Below are 19,376 nucleotides of genomic sequence, written 5' to 3'. Positions count from 1 at the left end.
ACGTTTTGGCAAACGATACAAATGGTGCGATGGGTGCGAGCGGTGCTGCCGGCGCCAAGGCCACGCCGCTCATCGAGTTTCGCAACGTGGTGTTTTCCTATGCGGGCCATACGGTGGTCGATAGCGTGTCGCTGCAGGTTAATCGCGGTGAGCTGGTTGCGCTGCTTGGACCCAACGGCTGCGGCAAGACGACGATCATGCGGCTTATCAACGGGCTTGAGCTTGCGGATGCGGGTACGTACCTGTTTGATGGACATGTGGTCGATGCGGCATATCTCAAGGATTCCGCGACGGCCCAGCGGTTCCATCAGCACGTGGGCTTCGTGTTCCAAAACGCCGATGCACAGCTCTTTTGCGCCACGGTCGGCGAGGAGGTCGCGTTTGGCCCGGCTCAAATGGGGCTTTCGGCGGACGAGCTTGGGCGCCGCGTCCGTGATGCCATGGAGCTGTTTCAGGTTGCCGATCTGGTCGATGCCTCGCCCTATCAGCTTTCGGGCGGGCAAAAGAAGCGTGTGGCGCTGGCTGCCGTCGTGTCGATGAACCCCGATATTCTGGTGCTCGACGAGCCTACCAACGGACTTGACGAGGACTCTTGCGACATCGTGGTCAACTTTCTACTGGCCTATGTTGCTGCCGGTAAGACGGTCTTGATGAGCACGCATCATCAGGATTTAGTACGACGTCTTGGGGCCCGTGCGATTTATATCGATCGATATCACCACGTGGTCGAGGCTCCCGTGCCGTCATATGGAACCGAAAACGGTGCAGCAGAATAGTTGCCGCATAGTGGGGTTGCGGCCGCGCACGTGACTTGCTGCGAATGGTATAGTTATCCGGGTTTTTACGGGGGTAGCTATGCCAAGCTGGAATATTCATATCGCTCAGACGGAACGACTTCTGGCGCGTGCCGGCGCGCTTGCCGATAACGTGCGCGACCGCAATGCCTTTTTGTTTGGCAGCGTGGTTCCGGACATTTTTGTGGGGTACATGGTTCCCGGTATTGCCGACCCCATCCCGTATCGCATCACGCACTTTGCCAAGCCCGAGCCCATTCCTAAGCCACGCGAGCATGAGTTTTGGGACACCTATGTCGCGCCTTTGCTTAAAGGTGCGCCGGCGGGTGCGCCGGCTGCAGCGACCTCGATTGGCGAAGAGCGTGAAAGGCTCAATCGGGTGCACTATCCGCAGCGCTACAAAGACGCCGAGCCGGTTGACGGCCCCGGCGCCGCCGAGTTTTCGCTCGCGCCCGATGACGTAGCGCAGTCGCTGCTCGATTTGACGCTGGGCGTTTGGTCGCATCTGGTGGCCGATACCGTGTGGAACACGCGAGTGAACCAATATCTCGAGGCGCGCGGCGGCAAGCCGTGCGAGGAGTTCCGCATTAAGAAGCAGGGAGACTTTGACTGGTTTGGCAAGACGCTCGGCATCGTTTCTATCCCGCGTGCGACCGATCGCCTCTATACCGCGGCGGCCCAGTTTGGTCAGTATTCGATTCCACAAGAGTATGTGCTCAAGACCATTGGCGTTATGCACGAGATTGTGCGCGAAAACCCCGGCGATCCGGATCATCCGCCGTACCGTCTGCTGACCGAAGGGTTCTTTGACGCAACGTTTACCGAGGTCGTCGAGCTAACCGAGGCGGGTTTTGCCGCCCGCGTTGCCGCTTCTGACGTCCCCGCAGTCCCTCTGATCGCTAGCTGCTAGCCGGCTGACTTCGCGGTGAACAGTTCATCCCAATTGACCAATAGCTCCCGCCGAAGGGTTTCTGCGGCAGTGAGTTCCAGCTTAGATTTTGGAACGTAAGGGAGCCCCGCCTTTTTATGAATTAGCTCGGCGATGCTGTTAAAGCTCTTCGTGTCCTTGATTTGATCATAGGTTATCTGGATAGCGTCATAGCCCATGCTTGTGAGGGCGGTGGTGCGCTCGGCATCGGAGAGGCTCGCGGCTTCGCTGTCATGGGCGGAGCGGCCTTGGCATTCCAGAATGACGCCCATGCTGTCGGTGCTGCTCTCTATGAGGATATCGGCGTAGCAGCAGGTTTTGTCATACAGTGAGCGCGCGGCGTCGCTGAGTGGGATGCGCACGTTGTTTGCGATATTGATGCCCATGCCGCCCTCGTTGCGGGGGAGCGAGACAAGCATGGAGGTCTGTACTTCGAAGGGCGAGGCGGTCTGTCCCGTCATGTGCTCGGCCGCCCAGCGCAGTTGTTTAACGCCGCGCAGGCCTGCGGCCTGCTTGGCGAACGCGGCGATATCCGCTGCGGAAAGAAGCGGCGTGCGCTTCCACAAGTTGGTGTCATTGCCCTTGGTGTCGACAACACGTTTCCAACCACAGTCGGGCGGAATGAGCTTAAGCGAAATTGCTTCATCGAGCTGCTGCTGCGCCCGTTTACAAGGCGTGAACACTGCAAAGGAGCCGCACATCTCGTAGCAAGCCATGAGTAACTGGTTGCGTGAGACCTGCGTAGCAAGGTTGAGCAGCGTAAACTCGGGCGACGTGACATCAAATCCATGCTCAGTCTGCCTAAACGACCCAGGAGGCGGCTCTTGGGTTAGCAGACGGCTATGAAATAGCTTTCCGTTCGCGCGCTGTTTTCTTTCGCCCACGAATCTCCAGACTGGTGTGCCGAGCAAGTCTTTAAATACTGGTTGTTTTGAGTAATGCACCAAGCGATGGTCATGGTCGGGCGGCAGGATTGCCGGATAGAGTCCCAGTATCTGGGGCGGTATGCGATAGTACTGAAAAGCCGTGGGTCCGCAGGCAAGAAATGACATAGCGATCCGATCGTTTGAGCGTAGTTTGGGCTAGAAAAGCTATCGGTTTCGGAAGTGCGGGGAAAAAGACAAACAGGTCAACCACAAGCGGTATTTAAGCCAACTTTATCAGGGGTTTTGTTGAAATAAAAGGGCTTGTGCTCGGGGGTAGGCAATTTTTCCCCGCACTTCCGAAAACGTGGTCGATTTAGACCTTGCTAAAACGATTTATCAGCCCTGTGTGAGGTGTGGGTTTGCCACCGGGCGAACACTTTTAGCGCTTGGGGCTTTATTTTTTGGGCCTCGGAGGGCGGATTTCGCGCTTTTGGTAAAGAAATGGGTGCGTGTCATGCCGTGCGGTAGGCATCGGCGCACAGAAAAAGGGCCCGGAAGGCAAAGCCTTCCGGGCCCTTTGCAATGCAAATGTGCTTGCAAGTGCGATTTAGCGCACCTGAGCGACGTAGGCGACGTTGGTCGAGGAGACCTTGTCCTCAAGCTGGACGCTCATACGGGGATCGCCGGCGGTAGCGACGGTCAAATCACCGGTCTCGACGTAGCCGAGCTCCTTAGCGGTCTCGATCGCCTTGACGATCGTGCCGTTGACGGTGCCCTGGGTAATCTCGGCCTGGTGCGGGATAACGCCCCAGTACATGATCATCTGCTGGACGGCCCACTCGTGGCGGGAGAACGCGCAGATCGGCATGTTGGGACGGAAGTGCGAGATCAGGCGAGCGGTACGACCGGTGGTCGTCGGCACGGTGATGCACTTGGCGCCAACGGTGGTGGCCATGTTCACAGCGGACATACCCACAACGTTGTTGACGACGCGGGTGCCGTGAGCATCGGCCGGAACCTCGAGCGGAGCGTGGGCCGGGAGGTACTTCTCGGTCTCGAGAGCGATGCTGGCCTGCATCTTGACGGCCTCGACCGGGTACTTACCGGCAGCGGACTCGCCGGACAGCATGACGGCGTCGGTACCGTCGTAAATGGCGTTAGCAACGTCGGCAACCTCGGCGCGCGTCGGGCGCGGGTTCTGCTGCATGGAGTCGAGCATCTGCGTAGCGGTGATAACGGGCTTGTAGGCCGCGTTGCACTTGGCGATGATCTCCTTCTGGATGTGCGGAACGAGCTCGGGCTTGATCTCGATGCCCAGGTCGCCACGGGCGACCATGATGCCGTCGGAAGCCTCGAGGATCTCATCGAAGTTCTCGACGCCCAGGGCGCACTCGATCTTCGGGAAGATCGTCACGTGCTCGCCGCCGTTCTCGCGGCAAAGCTCACGGATGCCGCGGACAGACTCGCCGTCACGGATGAAGGAAGCGGCGATGTAGTCGATGTTCTCGGTCAGGCCAAAGAGGATGTCCTGACGATCGCGCTCGGTGATGGCGGGCAGCGAGATGTTGACGTTGGGCATGTTGACGCCCTTGCGCTCGCCGATCAGGCCGTCGTTCTTGACGACGCAGGTCATGTCCTGGCCGTCGACGGACTCGACCTCGAGAGCAACCAGGCCGTCATCGATCAGGATGAGGGAGCCCTTCTCGACCTCGGAGGGCAGAGCCAGGTAGTCGAGGGAGATGTGCTCAGCGGTGCCGTGGAAATCCTCGGACGTGGGCTGAGCGGTGACGACGATCTTGTCGCCGGTCTTGACGGCAACCTTCTTGCCGTCGACCAGAAGACCGGTGCGGACCTCGGGGCCCTTGGTGTCGAGCAGGATGCCGACGGGCATACCGAGCTCCTTGGAAATACGACGGACGCGCTCGATGCGACCGTGGTGCTCGTCGTAGGAGCCGTGCGAGAAGTTAAAACGGGCGACGTTCATGCCCGCCTTGATCATCTCGCGGATGGTCTCGTCGCTATCGCAGGCGGGACCCATGGTGCATACAATCTTAGTGCGCTTGTACATTCAGACCTCCATCTGACATCGTCTTGCGCTGATAGATAAACCATAAGAAATAAAACTGAGTTGATTATAACGAAATACCGGCCGAATACCCCAAAAAATCGACCGTATGCCGAATTAGAAGTTCATTTTTTACGGGAAAAACGGTATATGAAAAAACTTTACCAACCGCTCTAACCGCTGCTATCTGGGCGATATTTTAGTTTGGCGACGCGCCTAAGAAAAAACGTTTTATCAGTATTGAGCATCACACGGTCCGCATCGTTGCATACGGACCATATTTCCAAATGGATTGTTTTGGCTAGACGCGTCGCTTTGGGGTACCATAGCTCCACTATCAACTGCCGCTCAGCACGGCAGCCTTGATGAGCCCTTGCCCTTCTCCTGGGAATTATGATCGGGCATCAATCTGCTGAGTGGCCCGAATCCCAGGAGGGGACTCTATATGCAAAAGGAATACCTGTCCGCCGCGGCGGAGGTGCTCAGCGACCAAGGTGTCGATGAGAACCTCGGCCTGAGCAACGACGAGGCGTCGTCGCGCCTCGCCAAGACAGGCCCTAACAAGCTTGAGGAAGCCGAGAAGACGCCGCTGTGGAAGCGTTTCTTTGAGCAGATGGCCGACCCCATGGTCATCATGTTGATCGTTGCCGCCGTTATCAGCGCGCTCACGGGCATGGTTAAGGGCGAGGCGGACTTTGCCGATGTCGCCATCATCATGTTCGTCGTTATCGTCAACTCGGTGCTGGGCGTGGTCCAGGAAGCCAAGAGCGAGGAGGCCCTCGAGGCCCTTCAGGAGATGAGCGCGGCGCAGTCCAAGGTTCTACGCGACGGCAAACTCGTGCACCTGCCGAGCGCCGAGCTCGTACCCGGTGACGTGATCATGCTCGAGGCGGGCGACTCCGTCCCGGCCGACTGCCGCGTGCTCGAGAGCGCCACGATGAAAATCGAAGAGGCCGCGCTCACCGGCGAGTCCGTGCCGGTCGAGAAGCACGCCAATGTGATCGAGCTTGCCGCGGGCACCGATGACGTGCCGCTCGGCGACCGCAAGAACATGTGCTACATGGGCTCCACCGTCGTGTACGGCCGTGGCCGCGCCGTCGTGGTCGGCACCGGCATGGATACCGAGATGGGCAAGATCGCCGGTGCCCTGGCCGAGGCCAAGGAAGAGCTCACGCCGCTGCAGGTGAAGCTCGCCGAGCTCAGCCGTATCCTCACCATTATGGTGATCGTCATCTGCGTCGTGATCTTTGGCGTCGACATCGTCCGCCACGGCGTGGGCAACGTCCTTACCGACCCGACTGCCCTGCTCGACACCTTTATGGTCGCCGTCTCGCTCGCCGTCGCTGCCATCCCCGAGGGCCTGGTCGCCGTCGTGACCATCGTGCTGTCGCTTGGCGTGACCAAGATGGCCAAGCGCCAGGCAATTATCCGCAAGCTCTCTGCCGTCGAGACTCTCGGCTGCACGCAGACCATCTGCTCCGACAAGACCGGTACCCTTACCCAAAACAAGATGACCGTCGTCAAGCACGAGCTCGCTGCGCCTAAGGAGAAGTTCCTGGCAGGTATGGCGCTGTGCTCCGATGCCCAGTGGGACGAGGAACTGGGCGAGGCCGTGGGCGAGCCGACCGAGTGCGCGCTCGTCAACGATGCCGGAAAGGCGGGCCTCACTGGTCTGACTGCCGAGCACCCGCGCGTGGGCGAGGCCCCGTTTGACTCGGGCCGCAAGATGATGTCCGTGGTCGTTGAGACCCTGGACGGCGAGTACGAGCAATACACCAAGGGCGCGCCCGACGTGGTGATCGGCCTGTGCACCCACATCTACGAGGGCGATAAGGTCGTCCCCCTGACCGAGGAGCGTCGTGCCGAGCTCGTGGCCGCCAACAAGGCCATGGCCGACGAGGCCCTGCGCGTGCTGGCGCTGGCAAGCCGCACCTACACCGAGGTCCCAAGCGACTGCAGCCCCGCCGCGCTCGAGCACGACCTGGTCTTCTGCGGCCTGTCCGGCATGATTGACCCGGTCCGCCCCGAGGTCGCCGACGCCATCCGCGAGGCCCACGATGCCGGTATCCGCACCGTCATGATCACGGGCGACCACATCGACACCGCCGTGGCCATTGCCAAGCAGCTGGGTATCGTCACCGATCGCAGCCATGCCATCACCGGTGCCGACCTCGATCGCATGAGCGACGAGGAGCTCGACGCGCACATCGAGGACTACGGCGTGTACGCCCGCGTCCAGCCCGAGCACAAGACCCGTATCGTCGAGGCTTGGAAGTCGCGCGACCAGATCGTGGCCATGACGGGTGACGGCGTCAACGACGCCCCGTCCATCAAGCGCGCCGACATCGGCGTCGGCATGGGCATCACCGGTACCGACGTTACCAAGAACGTTGCCGACATGGTGCTTGCCGACGACAACTTCGCCACCATCATCGGTGCCTGCGAAGAGGGCCGTCGCATCTACGACAACATCCGCAAGGTCATCCAGTTCCTGCTTTCGGCCAACCTTGCCGAGGTGTTCTCGGTGTTTATCGCCACGCTCATCGGCTTTACCATCTTCCAGCCGGTGCAGCTGCTGTGGGTGAACCTGGTCACCGACTGCTTCCCCGCGCTCGCGCTGGGCATGGAGGATGCCGAGGGCGACATCATGAAGCGCAAGCCGCGCAACGCCAAGGACGGCGTCTTTGCCGGCAATATGGGCCTGGACTGCGTGGTCCAGGGCTTGATCATTGCCGCGCTGGTGCTGGCGAGCTTCTTTGTGGGCGTGTACTTTGACATGGGCTACATCCACATCTCCGATATGATCGCCGGCGTCGCCGACGAGGAAGGCGTGATGATGGCCTTCATCACGCTCAACATGGTCGAGATCTTCCACTGCTTTAACATGCGCAGCCGCCGCACGTCGCTGTTTAAGATGAAGAAGCAGAACAAGTGGCTGTGGGCCTCTGCCGCGCTGGCGCTGGTGCTGACGGTGATCGTAACCGTGCAGCCGACGCTTGCCGAGATGTTCTTTGGCCCCGTGACGCTTGAGCTCAAGGGCGTTATCGCCGCGCTGGGCCTTGCCTTCCTGATCATTCCGCTGATGGAGATCTACAAGGCGATCATGCGCGCAGTCGAGAAAGAGTAGGTCGAAAGGCCATCCTTCCCACCGGCCCGACCGCCTGCGGGGTTTCTTCTTCGCTGGTCCTCGCGCTTCGCGCTGCGGGATCGTTCGGGAGAAAGGGCTTCCGGGGCGGGCCCTGCGGTATCCTTGCTGGCTTTTCTCCCGCGCGGATGATAAAGGGCTGAGGGAAAGTATGTGAGCTGGTCGGGCTTTGCCCGGCCAGCTCTTTTTGATTTAAAATACCTGCTCAGTTGTGATTTGTGGTGCTGGGAGGCGCTTGTGGGTAAAGCTAGGGCTAAGGCGAAGAAAAAGACGACGGGGGCGCGAGCCAAGCGTGATCGTCGTCGGAAGCTTGCGACCGAAGCCCCCGCGTCTGCCGAGGAGCTGCTGGCGAGCGTGCCGGGACTCGATGCGCTGCAGGATGTTCCGGCGTTTGGCGATCTGCCGGTCGCCGCGGCTCAGCAGGCAGCATTTGACGATTTTTGCGCCCAAGCCGAGGAGCCCGAGCAGATGCAGCTGGGTGCCGTGGTGCGCTTAGATCGCGGGTTTCCGCTGGTGGCGACGGCCGACGATACCTTTCGTGCCGAGCATGCCGTGGGGTTTGCCAAGTCGCGCGGCGAGGACGAGGTGCTGCTGCCGGCTGTGGGTGACCGCGTGGCGGTGCGTCGTGCACCCGGGCACGACATGGGCGTAATCGAATGCGTCCTGCCGCGACGCACGAGTTTTGAGCGTTGGCGTGGCCGCGCCCGCGGCGAGCGTCAGGTGCTTTGTTCCAACGTGGATAGCGTGCTGATCGTGCAGGCACTTGGCGCCGGCGAGGTGCTGCTCGACCGCGTGGCGCGCTCGCTGGTTTTGGCGCTCGACTGCGATGCCGAGCCGGTGGTGGTGCTTACCAAGGCCGACCGCTGCGAGGCCGCGGAACTCGAGCGCGATCTGGATCGCGTGCGCCGTCTGGTGGGCCCGGACGTGCGCGTGATCGTGACGTCCTCTGCCGAAGGCCGTGGTTTGGATGAGGTGCGCGCCTGTGTTCCGGCGGGAACGTGCGCCATGATCCTGGGTGAGTCGGGGGCCGGAAAGTCGACGCTGCTCAATGCGCTGCTGGGCCACGATGCGCTGGCTACCGGTGGTGTGCGCGAGCGCGACGACCAAGGCCGCCATACCACGGTCGCGCGCGTGATGGTGGCGCTGCCGGGCGATGCCGGCGTCATTGCCGACGCTCCGGGCCTGCGCAGTTTGCCACTCGTTGGTCACGAGCGGGGCCTAGCGCGTGCCTTCCCCGAGATCGTCGAGGCGTCGCGTGCGTGTCGGTTTGGCGACTGCACGCATACCCACGAACCGGGCTGCGCCGTTCGCGAGGCCGCCGATGCCGGGCAGATCGATGGCCTGCGCCTGGAAACGTTCCAAAACTTGGCGTCATCCATGCGTGTGAGTGCCCAAATGCTCGATCCCGATGTCCATCTGTAATTGAATTTATCTATGACAGCCGTCTTCCAACTGTGCGGGAGGCGGCTTTTTTACTGGCGATGCGCCCTTAAATGAGCGTTTTGCCGACGCGCTGACCAAAACCTTGCCGCGGGCTTGACGGGTTGGTCAGCTCTTGGCTGGTAATTGGTTTGACACTTAAAACCAAGATGGTGATCGCGCTGTTTTGTTGCTTGGCCGCTCGGACAATAGTGGTACGGGCATCCCATCCGCCCAGTGCTGTCTTGAGAGGAGCTGCCGTGAACAAGAGCAAGCGCATCGCCATCAGTCTGGCAGCGGGCGTGCTCGCCGCGGCACTCTGCATGGTTTACGGGTCATCGGTTCGTTCGCGGGCTGAGCAGGCCCAGGCCAAAACCTTGGCCAAATACGGCGGCGATCGCGTCGAAGTTTGCGTTGCCGCGCGTGATATCGATGTGGGTGAGACCCTCGACGAGACCAATGTCGTAACCCAAGAGTGGCTCGCGAGCCTGCTGCCGCGCGATGCGGCGACCGAGCTGCGCCAGGTGCGAGGCGACGTGACGACCTCGCGTATTCCCAAAAATGCCGTGGTCTGCGATGTCTACACCAAAGCCGAGAGCCATACGCTCGAGGTGCCCAAGGGCAAGGTTGCCGTTTCGGTGGCGGTCGATGCCGAGCATTCGGTGGGCGGAGCCGCAGGCGTGGGCAGCTACGTGGATGTGTACGTGCAAAAAGACGGCGTGACCGACCGGCTGTGCGGCGCGTATGTGATCGATACCAGCGACGAGGCCGGTGCCACGCGCGAAGGCAAGGTCGAGTGGGTGACGCTGGCGGCCGACCCCAAAGACGTCAAGGAATTGCTGGGAGCCTCGGGCAAGGGAACGGTCAGCTTGACGATTCCCGCCACGGCACGCGGCAAAAAGAGCGGAGGCGACGAGTGATGAAGGCGATCTGGCTTGCGTGCTGCGCGTGTGGAGATTACGGACTGCTGCAGCAGGAAGTCGAGGGCCGCGATGCGGGCGCGCAGGTGCTTCGCGTGGGCGACCTAGACGGGTTGGTGTCTATGGCTCGGGCGTTTCCTTCGCGCCGTGGCGCTGCCATTATCGCGGCATCCCTGTTTGATACTAAAGATGTGCGAGAGGCCGTCGCGCGCCTGACTGCCGAAGGACGCGTGAGCCGCGTCGTCGTGTTGATAGAGGCGCTCGATCCGTCGGATATCGAGGGGCTGTTTCGCGCGGGGGCGACCGAGGTCATCGCTGCGCACAGCATATGCGGCAGCGGACATGTGGGCGAGGGAGCGGTTGATTCCGATTGGGGCGTGTCGCCTGAGCCCGATGTTTTTGTTGATAGGGAACCCGGGGCGCCTCGCGCTACAAGAGGCCCGCGTGTTGATGACTATGGGAAAGCGGAAGCCGAGCATGTTCGGCGCCCCCCGGGCCCCCTTGCATGTGGTGACGTCGGAGCGTCGGTGCCGTATGGCGAAGACCTCCTGGCCGTAGATATGGGATACGTGCACGGCGTGAGCCTGGCCGATGGACTCGATGAGGTCGAGGGCCTTGTCGCGGGTGATGGCCCGCACGTCGACGTGACAGCGGAATCCCCAGTTCCGCCCCTACCGTTTGAGCAGCCTGCCGTGCCGGCGTGGACGCAGCACTTGGGTGCGGCTGGCGAGACGGGGACGTTGCCGCCCACGTCGTCAGCCCCTGCACCGCTGGCAGACACTGCGTCGACGTCGCATCGAGCTCCGGTCATCTGCGCCATTTCGGGTTCGGGCGGCTGTGGCAAATCGACGATTGTCGCCACGATGGCGCATGCCGCTTCGTTGCTGGGTCTGCGAGCTGCCGTACTCGATTTGGACCTAATGTTTGGAAATCTCTACGACTTGCTGGGCGCCGATGCCCCGCATGACATGGCGACACTTATCGAGCCGTCGGTCGCGGGCGCACTTGCGGAGCAAGACGTGGTCGCTGCATCGATGCGCGTTGCCCCAGGCGTTACGCTTTGGGGGCCTGTCGCAGCGCCCGAGCGCGCCGAGCTCATGGCGCGTCCGGTAGAGCTGCTGCTCGACATCTTGCGTCGTGAGTCCGACGTGGTCCTTATCGATACCTCGGTCTTTTGGGGCGATGCGGTGGCGGCTGCGGTGGCGGCGTGCGACCGTTGCCTTGTCGTGGGTGATGCGGCAGTTTCTTCCGCGACGTCTGCAGCGCGCGTCATTGAGCTGGCGAGCCGTGTGGGCGTGCCGCGCACGCGCATGAGCGCCGTATTCAACCGATTTGGCGCGCGTGGGGCGGACGAGGATGTCGCCATGCGCTTTGAGATTGCCTGTGCGTTGAGCTCCAAGATTCGTATCGCCGATGGCGGGCAGGATCTCGCCGCGCTCATGGCGTTTGGGCGCGCTGACGAGGCAGTGGGGCAGACCAGCGCTTTTGCGACCAGCGTGCGCGAGGCCACGCGTGAGATGCTCGTGGAACTGGGGTGCGCCGTCGGCCCTTGGAGCGATATGGTCGCCGACCGTGCAACGCGCACCGAACGCCCGCGCATCCGCCTTCCCTGGTCGCGTGAGGGTGATTGCCGATGAGCCTGCAAACGAGAATTAAAGCAGCCGGTGCGGCAGCGGCGACGGCACCTGTCGATGTGGGACGGCACCGTGCGGTCAAGCGCCGCACCAAGCGGGCCGTGATGGACCGCGTGGGCTACGACGAGGTGGCACGCATCAGTGCCTACGTCGATCCGGTTCTTGCCCGTTCGGAATTGCGTCCTGCGGTGGAGGCGGCACTCAACGTGGAAGAACCGACCGACCTGGCGACGCCCGAGCGTGAGACCATCATCAACGAGATCTTGGATGACGTGGTGGGCTTGGGCCCGCTGCAGCCGCTCATCGAGGACGACACCGTCACCGAGATTATGGTCAACGGTTGCCGCTCGGCGTTCTTTGAGCGCGGCGGGGTCTTATACCCCATCGAGCATGCGTTTGAGGATGACGAGCAGATCCGCGTGCTCATCGACCGCATCATCTCACCGCTGGGCAGGCGTATCGACGAGCGCAGTCCCATCGTCAACGCCCGCCTCAAGACGGGTTATCGCGTCAACGCGGTGATTCCGCCCGTGGCGATCGATGGGCCGATCCTCACCATCCGCAAGTTCTCGGATCGCATCTGTTCGTTGGACGAGCTTGTGGGCCTGGGGTCGCTGCCGCTTTGGTATGCGCAACTGCTTTCGTGTGCGGTGTCGCTGCGCCAAGATTTGGCGGTTGCGGGCGGTACGGGGTCGGGCAAGACTACGCTGCTCAACGCGCTATCGTGCGAGATATCTACCGGCGAGCGCATCGTGACGATCGAGGATTCCGCCGAGCTCAAGTTCGCGCATCACCCGCATGTGGTTCGCCTGGAGGCGCGCGAGGCTTCAATTGAGGGTGAGGGTGCGGTGACAATCCGCGACCTGGTGACCAACGCCCTGCGTATGCGTCCCGACCGTATTGTGGTGGGTGAGGTACGCGGTGCGGAATGTTGCGACATGCTGCAGGCCATGAACACCGGGCACGATGGGTCGCTCACCACGCTTCATGCGGGCACCGAGCAAGAGACCGTGGTGCGTTTGACGCTGCTTGCGCGCTATGGCATCGATCTGCCGAGCGAGCTTATCGAGGAACAAATCGCTATGGCGCTCGACGGCATCGTGATGTCCGAGCGCCATGCGGACGGCCGGCGTTTTGTGTCCTCCTACTCGGGGGTGCGACGCGGCGCGTCGGGTGGCGTGGAACTCGAGCGCTACGTGACCTTCGATGCCGCCGAGCGCACCTGGACCCTCAACCGCGAGCCGCCGTTTATCGCAGAGGGCTTGCGCTCGGGAACGCTTACGCAGGAGGAGGTGGAGGAATGGAGGTCGTTGTGCCCCTCGTCGTAGGGGGCCTTGCCGGGTTTTCGGTCGCGACGGTATGCGGAGTGGAGCCTCATGTGCCGAGGGTGCCGCCGGCGGAGCTGGTGCGCCAGACGCTCGAGACGGCGGCAGAGAAGCTGCCGCGTGAGCTGGTGGAAAACGATCTGCTAAAAAAGATCGCCCGCTCCTGGGTATCGTTGGTTCCCGTGCGCCGCATCGGTCTTGTCGTTGAGGATGATGCTTCACGCTTGGCGTTCCTGTTGCTATCGAGTGGCGTCTGCTGCCTTGCGCTTGCCGTGGTGTCGCTATCGCCCATCGGCTTTGTTTTGGGGGCGGTTGCGCCCTTTGCCGCCGGCGCCGCACGCGACGTCTTTGACCACCGACGCGAGCAGCGCGATGTGGAGGAAGCCATGCCCGAGGCCTTTACGGCACTTTCCATGTCGCTTGCCTCGGGACATTCGCTGGCCCAGGGCATGCGGTTTGTGGGCGCTCACGCGCAAGAGCCGGTGCATACCGAGTTTCTGCGGGTAGCGGCGGCGATCGACTGTGGCATTTCGGCTGCCGATGCGCTCGACGACCTGCTTGTCCGCATCGACGCCCCCGGGCTTTCGCTTGTCACGTTGGCGCTCAAGGTGTCGCAGCGGACCGGTGCCCCGCTTGCCGATCTGCTGTCCGAGGCGTCGAGCATGGTGGGGGAGCGTATCGAGCTCAAGCGCCGCCTGGATGTCAAAACGTCGCAGGCGCGCATGTCGGCGCATATGGTCGCGGCGATGCCGGCGGGTATGTGCGCGGTGCTGGCCCTGCTTTCGGCAGATTTTCGCTACGGTCTCGCAACGCCGGTAGGCGCCGGCGCCGTGGTTCTGGGGCTTGCCCTTAACGGCGTCGCCCTAATGGTTATCCGACGCATTATGCGGGTGGAGCTGTGAGCGCCCTGGTTGCCGCCACGGCTTGCCTGTGCGCCTTCGGCGTATTTGTCGCGACGGGCCTGGAGCGCTCGGATGTGCGCAAGACCATGGAGATTTTCAGGGGCGAGGCGGTGCTGGTCGTTGCTGCGGCCCATTCGGTGATCGATGCCGCTATTGCGCGGGTGAGGGGCGCATTTGGCGTGGACAACTCAGCGCAGGTTTCGCTCGGCGAGGTGTCCGAGATGATTGATGTGGTGCGCCTGGGGCTTTCCGCCGGCCTTTCGTTCGATGCGGCGCTCGAGATCTTTTGCGCCAATCGTCGATCGGCGCTGACTGTTCGGCTTGAACGGGCATGCATGGCGTGGCAGGTGGGCGTGGGAGCGCGCGAGGACGAGTTGTTGGCGGCCGCGCAGGACCTGGACGTGCGGGCGCTCGAGACCTTTGCCATTACGGTGGGTCAAGCGCTCGCCCTGGGTGCCCCGCTTGCCGAGACCCTTGCTGTCCAAAGTCGCGAGATCCGCGCCGCCCATCGTGCCGCGGTCGAGCGCGAGATTGAACGAGCGCCCGTCAAGCTGCTGATTCCCACCGGCACGCTCATCTTGCCGGCACTGCTGTTATCCATATTGGGCCCGCTGCTGGGAGCAGGCGGGATGATGTAGGGAGGAATACATGAACAAAATGGCTGACGTTATGGGTAGGGTTTGGAGCCGGACGCTTTACCGTGCAATGCGTTCCTGTCAACGTGCCAAGGCGCTGGTGCAGGAGGAAAGCGCGCAGGGTACCACCGAGTACGCCATCTTGGTCGGCGTGCTCGTGGTAATCGCGATCATTGCCATCGTTGCATTTAAGGGCAACGTCGAAAAGCTATGGAACGCGATCAAAGACGGCATCAACAGCCTGTAGAAGGCGGGCATTCTGTTGGCGTGCTGCTGGTGCTCGCTTGCCTGATTGTGGCGATAGCGGCGACGCTCTGGGGGCTGAATGTCGTGCGACAGCAGCGTTCTGGGGCCGTCGCGGATGGGAGCTCGGGCGCGGTGGCGCCTCCCGATGACAAAGCGCGGGACACGGCCGACAGGGATGCCGCCGTCACGGCACAAACTTTTCTGCGCGCCCTCGACGAACGGGTGGATGCTGCGGTGGGTCCATCTGCGGACAACGCAGTCGCAGCCCGGCTGACATGGGCCGAGGAGCGACCGATGACCGAGGCTGCCGCGGACCTGTTGCGTGTTTATCGCGAGGTGCCCACAGCCCAGCTCGCTCTAAGCGGTTACCTCGACATCAAGGGCAACGTATGGGGCGCCATCGTGCGCGATGGGCGCGGCTGGGTCGACATGGTGACGGTTGCCGCGGATGCCGGCGACGCCTCGTGCCGCTTACGCGCGGTGCGCTTGGTTCCGCAAGCATCGGGGTCAAAGGAGGGATCGTGAAATGCTTGACGTTTTGCGCGAGGAGTCTGCCCAATCGACCGTTGAGTACGCCATCGTCACCATGGCGCTGCTTTCCATCGTGCTGGCGATTGCGGGGCTTTGGCGCGCCGGCACCGACGGACGCTTGGCGGCGTTGGCTGCACGGGCGACGAGGCCCATGGCGTCGCCTCGACATCGGTTATCGACGCCGCCGCAGGCGCCAAAGACATCGCGCTCTATTGATATCGCGCGCGAGGATTGGGCGCAGTCCACGGTCGAGGCCGCTTTTTTGCTGCCGACGTTTTTGACGCTCATCCTGCTTGCGCTGCAGCCGGTGTGCCTGCTCTATACGCGCGCGGTCATGGAGTCTGCCGCCGCCGAGACGGCGCGGCTCATGACCACGACGACGGCGGAGGACGACGACCTCAAGGAGTTTGCCCGTCGCCGTCTCGCCGCGGTGCCCGATGTCTCGATCTTTCACGCCGGCGGACCGCTGTCGTGGGATATCGAGCTTGGCCGGGCGGGCGCAGGGGGCGTTTCGTCTGTATCTATCGCGGGCGATGTAAAGCCGCTGCCCGTGATCGGCGCGTTCGTGCAGGCCATGGGCAATGTGGGGGGAGGAGGGAATGTTGAGTTGAAAGTCGACGTTTCGTATCGATCGCGTCCCGGATGGCTGGAGGGAGACTATGATTCGTGGATTGCCGCGTGGGATTAGGCGTCGCCTGCTGCGAATGATGCGAGGGCTCGTGTGCCGTTGCCGGTCGAATGCCCGCCGCAAGCGGGGCGGCTTCATGGGCCGCTCCGGTATCGACTTGTTTATCGAGGACGGTGCCTACACTACGCTTTCTTCGGCGGTCGTCATACTTGTGGTGCTTACGCTGCTGTTTTCGTCGACGGCGGCGATATGGAGTATGTCGCGTGCCGGGGATACCCAGGTGGCGGCCGATAGCGGTGCTCTGGCGGGTGCCAACGTGATATCGTCCTACCATACAGCAGCCACGGTGGTGGATGCGAGCATTTTGAGCTTGGGCCTGGCGGGGTTTGCCACAATCGGCACCGGCTTGGTTGCCATGCTGGTGCCGGGTGGGAAAATAGCCGCAAGCGATATGGTCGATACCGGGATTGAGATTATTAAAACGCGCAATAGGTTTGCCAAAAGTGCGTCGGAGGGTTTGCAAAAAGTCGAAACGGCTCTGCCATATCTGGTTGCCGCGCGAGCTACGCAGGCTGTTTCGGCGCAGGATACCGATAACGTGACCTATACCGGCACAGCGCTCGCCGTGCCCAGGACATCGGAGTCGGACTTTGTTGCGCTCGAGGGGTCAGAAATCTCGACCGATGCCATCGAGAGCACCTCAAAAGACCTTGACTATGCTGCCAAGGAACTGAAGAAAGCGTCCGAGAAAACGTCAAAGGCCAAGGAACGCGCCTGGCTTGCGGACTGTGGCGGATCGGATGAGAATGCGATTGGCAAGTACTCATGTATGTGGGAGCGTGCGGGGAGCTTGGCAAAGCTATCGGGTGAACAAAACCGCCGCTATACTTCGAGTATCGATTGGGAGCCGCAAATCGCCCTAAATCGTGCGAAGAACTATTACCGCCGGCGCCTGGCGAATGAAAGGCCGCTTGGTGGGGGTGTAGAGATGGAAGCGGAGTCTGTCGCGCGCAAAGCGTTTTACGCTTATGCAATCGAAGAACTCGATCACTCGTATATTAAAGATGATGGTGAAAAAATCTTATCCCAGATTCCATTCCTGCCACGCACTCCAGATGAGGTGAAGGGAACCCAGCTCTACACCGATGCCATGTGGCCTACGAGTGATATTGGTGGCAAGACATACCTGCACTATGGGACCGGATGCCCCAACTATAAGAATGGGTCGCCGGGCGGGTTGGCATCCGTCGTCGATTACGATGGCCACGATGTGTGCGAGGAGTGCCAATTTGACGTCGTTGACCTGGGTCGCGCCCTCATGCCTCCATCATTTATCGAAAACGGCTTCGAATACCACTTTGACAAGTTCAAAGACGCCCTGGAAGACTACGTCGAATGTCGCAACAAAGAGCTCGAGCTTATGCGTCAGACCGAGGACGAAGCCGATCGCGCGGGCAATGCGTTTGACCAGGCCATCAAGGCGCTTTCGGGCGAGCGGCCGCGTATCGCCCCGCCCGGCCGAAACGGCGTGGTCTCCTTTGCGGTCTCGGGCGATATGACCAGTCCCGGTAAGCTCAACTCTTCATTCAATAAGCCGGTTACGCTCGGCAGTCGCGGTGCAATCTCTGCCGCGGTCTTGGCTCCCGACAACGCGACGGCGCAAAACAACGTGCTCTCGCGGTTTTTCTCGACACTGGAAGAGCGCTCGGGCGGCGTTGCCGGCGTACTCGATGGCGTCATGGATGTTTGGGGACGCCTGCTTGTGGGATACGGAGACATCCAAGGTTCGGCCGACGAACTTATGGACGAGATGATTAAAGACCTAGGAGGGGGCAGCGGCGCGTTGGGCTCCATTGCATCGTGGCTCGGCGATACCGTTTCGGCGTCCGTGGCGGCGCTGGGTTTGGAACCGTGCGACTTGCGCCTGCGAAAGCCGGTGCTGACCGATTCCGCTAACGTCATTAAGAGTCCGGGGTCTGACATTGCCGGTCTCTCTCAAGCGCAAGACAAACTGCGAAGTATTCCGTTGGGCGTGACCGATCCCAAGGCGCTTTGCGAGGCGTTGGAATATCAAGTCGAACGCACGATCGGCGATGTGGTGTTCACACTTGCGGAGATTCCTCTGCCCGGCGACGGCTCCATCCCGCTCACCGTCGATGTCGCCACGCTGGTTGGCGCTCTGGGCGGTGGATCGTAATGGGCGTTGGTGCAGTCTTGTACGAGGAGCGCGCCCAAGCGACGGTCGAGATGGCCGTGGTCGCTCCCGTTTTGCTGGCGCTTGCGCTCATTGTGTACAACGTCATGGTCTTTGCCGGCGCTGCTGCGCGCTTCGATCGCGTGGTGCCCGATATCGTGCTGGCGCACGCTGTGGCGCCGGAAGGGGAGGGCGACAAGAGCTCTGTCGATGCCTCGGTGCGTGTCCAGTCCGAGATTCAGGCGGCTATGCAGGGCTATAATCTGCAGGTCGAGGTCTCGAGCGAGCAGAGCTCGGCGTCGTCTGACGGCGGCTTGCTCTCTCTGTCCGGGACGTTTAGGACCTATGCCTGCGTCATGTACTATGAGCCGTGGCCTAGATTGCTTAGCATTGCCGGCGTTTCTCTGGGGACGCCGGCGAAGCTGTCGCACGAGCGCGCGGTTACGGTCGATCCGTGGCGACCGGGGGTGGTCATGTGAGCGCCGTCTTGTCTTATATCGCCTACGCGCGTGCGCTCAATAGGCTCGGTTGGTCGCCGGCAGAGTTTATGGTGGCAGAATCGTTTGGCGCACGCTTGCGCGGCATGCTGGGCCGCGTGCCGATTACGGCTGACGGACTGCCGCTCGTCATGGCGTTTCCGTCCTGCTCTTCGGTCCACACCTGTTTTATGGCTTATCCCATCGACATTGCCTTTATTGATTGCAGCGGCAATATCCTTGCACGCTACGAAAATGTCCGCCCCTGGCGCATGTGCTCCTGTCCCGGTGCTTGGGCGGTGCTGGAACGCCTTTCAATCCTTGTATCGCCCACTGTCTTGCAACGAGTGCAGGCTTGAAGGCCCTGGGCGAAAAACTTCTTGCGGCCGGTTGATGTCTCTGACGTGCTGCTTTACAGAACCGAGGCGGTGTCCAAAAACTTTTTTCAAATTCTCGGTTGACCGGAGCGCGTCCTTGGTTATACTAATCAAGCCTTGAAACAAGGCACACCTCAAATGGCTGGGTAGCTCAGTTGGTAGAGCAGAGGACTGAAAATCCTCGTGTCAGGGGTTCGATTCCCTTCCCCGCCACCTTGAATTGACTAGGACCTCTGCGAAGGGGTCCTTTTCTTTTATGTAGCCCCCGCACGGAATCGAACCCCGCGAGGG

Annotated in this window: 18 protein-coding genes and 1 tRNA gene; 16 read left to right on the top strand and 3 right to left on the bottom strand. The window is 61.6% G+C overall.

What is annotated here, in order from left to right; translation table 11 throughout:
* The first annotated feature begins 5 nt into the window (after nucleotides 1–5).
* Nucleotides 6–776, top strand: a complete 771-nt coding sequence (locus tag ACTNA2_RS07000) for an energy-coupling factor ABC transporter ATP-binding protein (protein ID WP_441048992.1) — start codon at nucleotides 6–8, stop codon at nucleotides 774–776.
* Between the two features lie 79 nt (nucleotides 777–855).
* Nucleotides 856–1,704, top strand: coding sequence for a hypothetical protein (locus ACTNA2_RS06995; RefSeq protein ID WP_441048991.1), 849 nt, complete (start codon nucleotides 856–858; stop codon nucleotides 1,702–1,704).
* Here ACTNA2_RS06995 and ACTNA2_RS06990 read toward each other — a convergent pair.
* Both ACTNA2_RS06990 and pyk read right to left on the bottom strand, forming a co-directional pair.
* On the bottom strand, nucleotides 1,701–2,774 hold the full coding sequence (locus ACTNA2_RS06990; protein ID WP_427795924.1) for a hypothetical protein: 1,074 nt from the start codon (nucleotides 2,772–2,774) through the stop codon (nucleotides 1,701–1,703). The two genes, ACTNA2_RS06995 and ACTNA2_RS06990, sit on opposite strands and share 4 nt — an antisense overlap.
* 421 nt (nucleotides 2,775–3,195) lie before the next feature.
* Nucleotides 3,196–4,656, bottom strand: coding sequence for a pyruvate kinase (gene pyk, locus ACTNA2_RS06985; RefSeq protein ID WP_346964805.1), 1,461 nt, complete (start codon nucleotides 4,654–4,656; stop codon nucleotides 3,196–3,198).
* A gap of 442 nt (nucleotides 4,657–5,098) precedes the next feature.
* Here pyk and ACTNA2_RS06980 point away from each other — a divergent pair, with 442 nt between their 5' ends.
* Together ACTNA2_RS06980 and rsgA are read left to right on the top strand one after the other, a co-directional pair.
* Nucleotides 5,099–7,780 (top strand): cation-translocating P-type ATPase, encoded by a 2,682-nt coding sequence (locus ACTNA2_RS06980; RefSeq protein WP_427728430.1) that lies wholly within the window; start codon nucleotides 5,099–5,101, stop codon nucleotides 7,778–7,780.
* A 486-nt stretch (nucleotides 7,781–8,266) separates the two neighbouring features.
* Entirely contained in the window at nucleotides 8,267–9,220 is a 954-nt protein-coding gene (gene rsgA / locus ACTNA2_RS06975; protein ID WP_427795936.1) for a ribosome small subunit-dependent GTPase A, read from the top strand.
* A 67-nt stretch (nucleotides 9,221–9,287) separates the two neighbouring features.
* On the opposite strand, the gene ACTNA2_RS06970 is transcribed toward rsgA, so the two are convergent.
* On the bottom strand, nucleotides 9,288–9,491 hold the full coding sequence (locus ACTNA2_RS06970; protein WP_195838599.1) for a hypothetical protein: 204 nt from the start codon (nucleotides 9,489–9,491) through the stop codon (nucleotides 9,288–9,290).
* Between ACTNA2_RS06970 and cpaB the strand changes: the two genes are divergently transcribed.
* The 12 genes from cpaB to ACTNA2_RS06910 all read left to right on the top strand — a co-directional run bounded on the left by cpaB (nucleotide 9,478) and on the right by ACTNA2_RS06910 (nucleotide 19,298).
* Nucleotides 9,478–10,137, top strand: a complete 660-nt coding sequence (gene cpaB, locus ACTNA2_RS06965) for a Flp pilus assembly protein CpaB (protein WP_370450646.1) — start codon at nucleotides 9,478–9,480, stop codon at nucleotides 10,135–10,137. The genes ACTNA2_RS06970 and cpaB overlap by 14 nt on opposite strands.
* Nucleotides 10,137–11,774 carry an AAA family ATPase gene (locus ACTNA2_RS06960; RefSeq protein ID WP_441048990.1) on the top strand — a complete coding sequence of 546 codons (1,638 nt, stop codon included), beginning with the start codon at nucleotides 10,137–10,139 and terminating at the stop codon, nucleotides 11,772–11,774. The genes cpaB and ACTNA2_RS06960 overlap by 1 nt, the downstream gene beginning before the upstream one ends.
* Nucleotides 11,771–13,099, top strand: coding sequence for a CpaF family protein (locus ACTNA2_RS06955; RefSeq protein WP_441048989.1), 1,329 nt, complete (start codon nucleotides 11,771–11,773; stop codon nucleotides 13,097–13,099). The genes ACTNA2_RS06960 and ACTNA2_RS06955 overlap by 4 nt, the downstream gene beginning before the upstream one ends.
* Nucleotides 13,072–13,998, top strand: a complete 927-nt coding sequence (locus tag ACTNA2_RS06950) for a type II secretion system F family protein (RefSeq protein WP_441048988.1) — start codon at nucleotides 13,072–13,074, stop codon at nucleotides 13,996–13,998. Before ACTNA2_RS06955 ends, ACTNA2_RS06950 begins: the two co-directional genes overlap by 28 nt.
* Nucleotides 13,995–14,636, top strand: coding sequence for a type II secretion system F family protein (locus tag ACTNA2_RS06945; RefSeq protein WP_441048987.1), 642 nt, complete (start codon nucleotides 13,995–13,997; stop codon nucleotides 14,634–14,636). Before ACTNA2_RS06950 ends, ACTNA2_RS06945 begins: the two co-directional genes overlap by 4 nt.
* A 10-nt stretch (nucleotides 14,637–14,646) precedes the next feature.
* The gene (locus tag ACTNA2_RS06940; protein WP_427719148.1) at nucleotides 14,647–14,880 is read left to right on the top strand and encodes a hypothetical protein; all 234 of its coding nucleotides are present in this window, start codon (nucleotides 14,647–14,649) and stop codon (nucleotides 14,878–14,880) included.
* 293 nt (nucleotides 14,881–15,173) lie between these two features.
* Nucleotides 15,174–15,404 carry a hypothetical protein gene (locus tag ACTNA2_RS06935; RefSeq protein WP_154517646.1) on the top strand — a complete coding sequence of 77 codons (231 nt, stop codon included), beginning with the start codon at nucleotides 15,174–15,176 and terminating at the stop codon, nucleotides 15,402–15,404.
* A 1-nt stretch (nucleotide 15,405) separates the two neighbouring features.
* Complete coding sequence (locus ACTNA2_RS06930; RefSeq protein WP_441048986.1) at nucleotides 15,406–16,098, top strand: TadE/TadG family type IV pilus assembly protein; 693 nt, start codon at nucleotides 15,406–15,408, stop codon at nucleotides 16,096–16,098.
* Nucleotides 16,099–16,174: 76 nt separating this feature from the next.
* Entirely contained in the window at nucleotides 16,175–18,235 is a 2,061-nt protein-coding gene (locus ACTNA2_RS06925) for a hypothetical protein (RefSeq protein WP_441048985.1), read from the top strand.
* The gene (locus tag ACTNA2_RS06920; RefSeq protein WP_441048984.1) at nucleotides 18,235–18,711 is read left to right on the top strand and encodes a hypothetical protein; all 477 of its coding nucleotides are present in this window, start codon (nucleotides 18,235–18,237) and stop codon (nucleotides 18,709–18,711) included. Before ACTNA2_RS06925 ends, ACTNA2_RS06920 begins: the two co-directional genes overlap by 1 nt.
* Entirely contained in the window at nucleotides 18,708–19,067 is a 360-nt protein-coding gene (locus tag ACTNA2_RS06915; protein WP_441048983.1) for a DUF192 domain-containing protein, read from the top strand. The genes ACTNA2_RS06920 and ACTNA2_RS06915 overlap by 4 nt, the downstream gene beginning before the upstream one ends.
* 158 nt (nucleotides 19,068–19,225) lie before the next feature.
* Nucleotides 19,226–19,298, top strand: a tRNA-Phe gene (locus tag ACTNA2_RS06910).
* The last annotated feature ends 78 nt before the right edge of the window (nucleotides 19,299–19,376 follow it).

The organism is Collinsella sp. HCP28S3_E9, assembly GCF_052065455.1.
GTDB lineage: Bacteria > Actinomycetota > Coriobacteriia > Coriobacteriales > Coriobacteriaceae > Collinsella.
The sequence above is the reverse complement of the archived record's forward strand: the minus strand, read 5'-3'. Positions and strand labels throughout refer to the sequence as shown.

Bases quoted from the DNA above. Each gene is read 5' to 3' on its own strand.
- ACTNA2_RS06995 (WP_441048991.1), top strand. From the start codon at position 856: ATGCCAAGCTGGAATATTCATATCGCTCAGACGGAACGACTTCTGGCG.
- ACTNA2_RS06990 (WP_427795924.1), bottom strand. From the start codon at position 2,774: ATGTCATTTCTTGCCTGCGGACCCACGGCTTTTCAGTACTATCGCATA.
- pyk (WP_346964805.1), bottom strand. From the start codon at position 4,656: ATGTACAAGCGCACTAAGATTGTATGCACCATGGGTCCCGCCTGCGAT.
- ACTNA2_RS06980 (WP_427728430.1), top strand. From the start codon at position 5,099: ATGCAAAAGGAATACCTGTCCGCCGCGGCGGAGGTGCTCAGCGACCAA.
- rsgA (WP_427795936.1), top strand. From the start codon at position 8,267: ATGCAGCTGGGTGCCGTGGTGCGCTTAGATCGCGGGTTTCCGCTGGTG.
- ACTNA2_RS06960 (WP_441048990.1), top strand. From the start codon at position 10,137: ATGAAGGCGATCTGGCTTGCGTGCTGCGCGTGTGGAGATTACGGACTG.
- ACTNA2_RS06955 (WP_441048989.1), top strand. From the start codon at position 11,771: ATGAGCCTGCAAACGAGAATTAAAGCAGCCGGTGCGGCAGCGGCGACG.
- ACTNA2_RS06950 (WP_441048988.1), top strand. From the start codon at position 13,072: ATGGAGGTCGTTGTGCCCCTCGTCGTAGGGGGCCTTGCCGGGTTTTCG.
- ACTNA2_RS06940 (WP_427719148.1), top strand. From the start codon at position 14,647: ATGAACAAAATGGCTGACGTTATGGGTAGGGTTTGGAGCCGGACGCTT.
- ACTNA2_RS06935 (WP_154517646.1), top strand. From the start codon at position 15,174: ATGACCGAGGCTGCCGCGGACCTGTTGCGTGTTTATCGCGAGGTGCCC.
- ACTNA2_RS06930 (WP_441048986.1), top strand. From the start codon at position 15,406: ATGCTTGACGTTTTGCGCGAGGAGTCTGCCCAATCGACCGTTGAGTAC.
- ACTNA2_RS06925 (WP_441048985.1), top strand. From the start codon at position 16,175: ATGGGCCGCTCCGGTATCGACTTGTTTATCGAGGACGGTGCCTACACT.
- ACTNA2_RS06920 (WP_441048984.1), top strand. From the start codon at position 18,235: ATGGGCGTTGGTGCAGTCTTGTACGAGGAGCGCGCCCAAGCGACGGTC.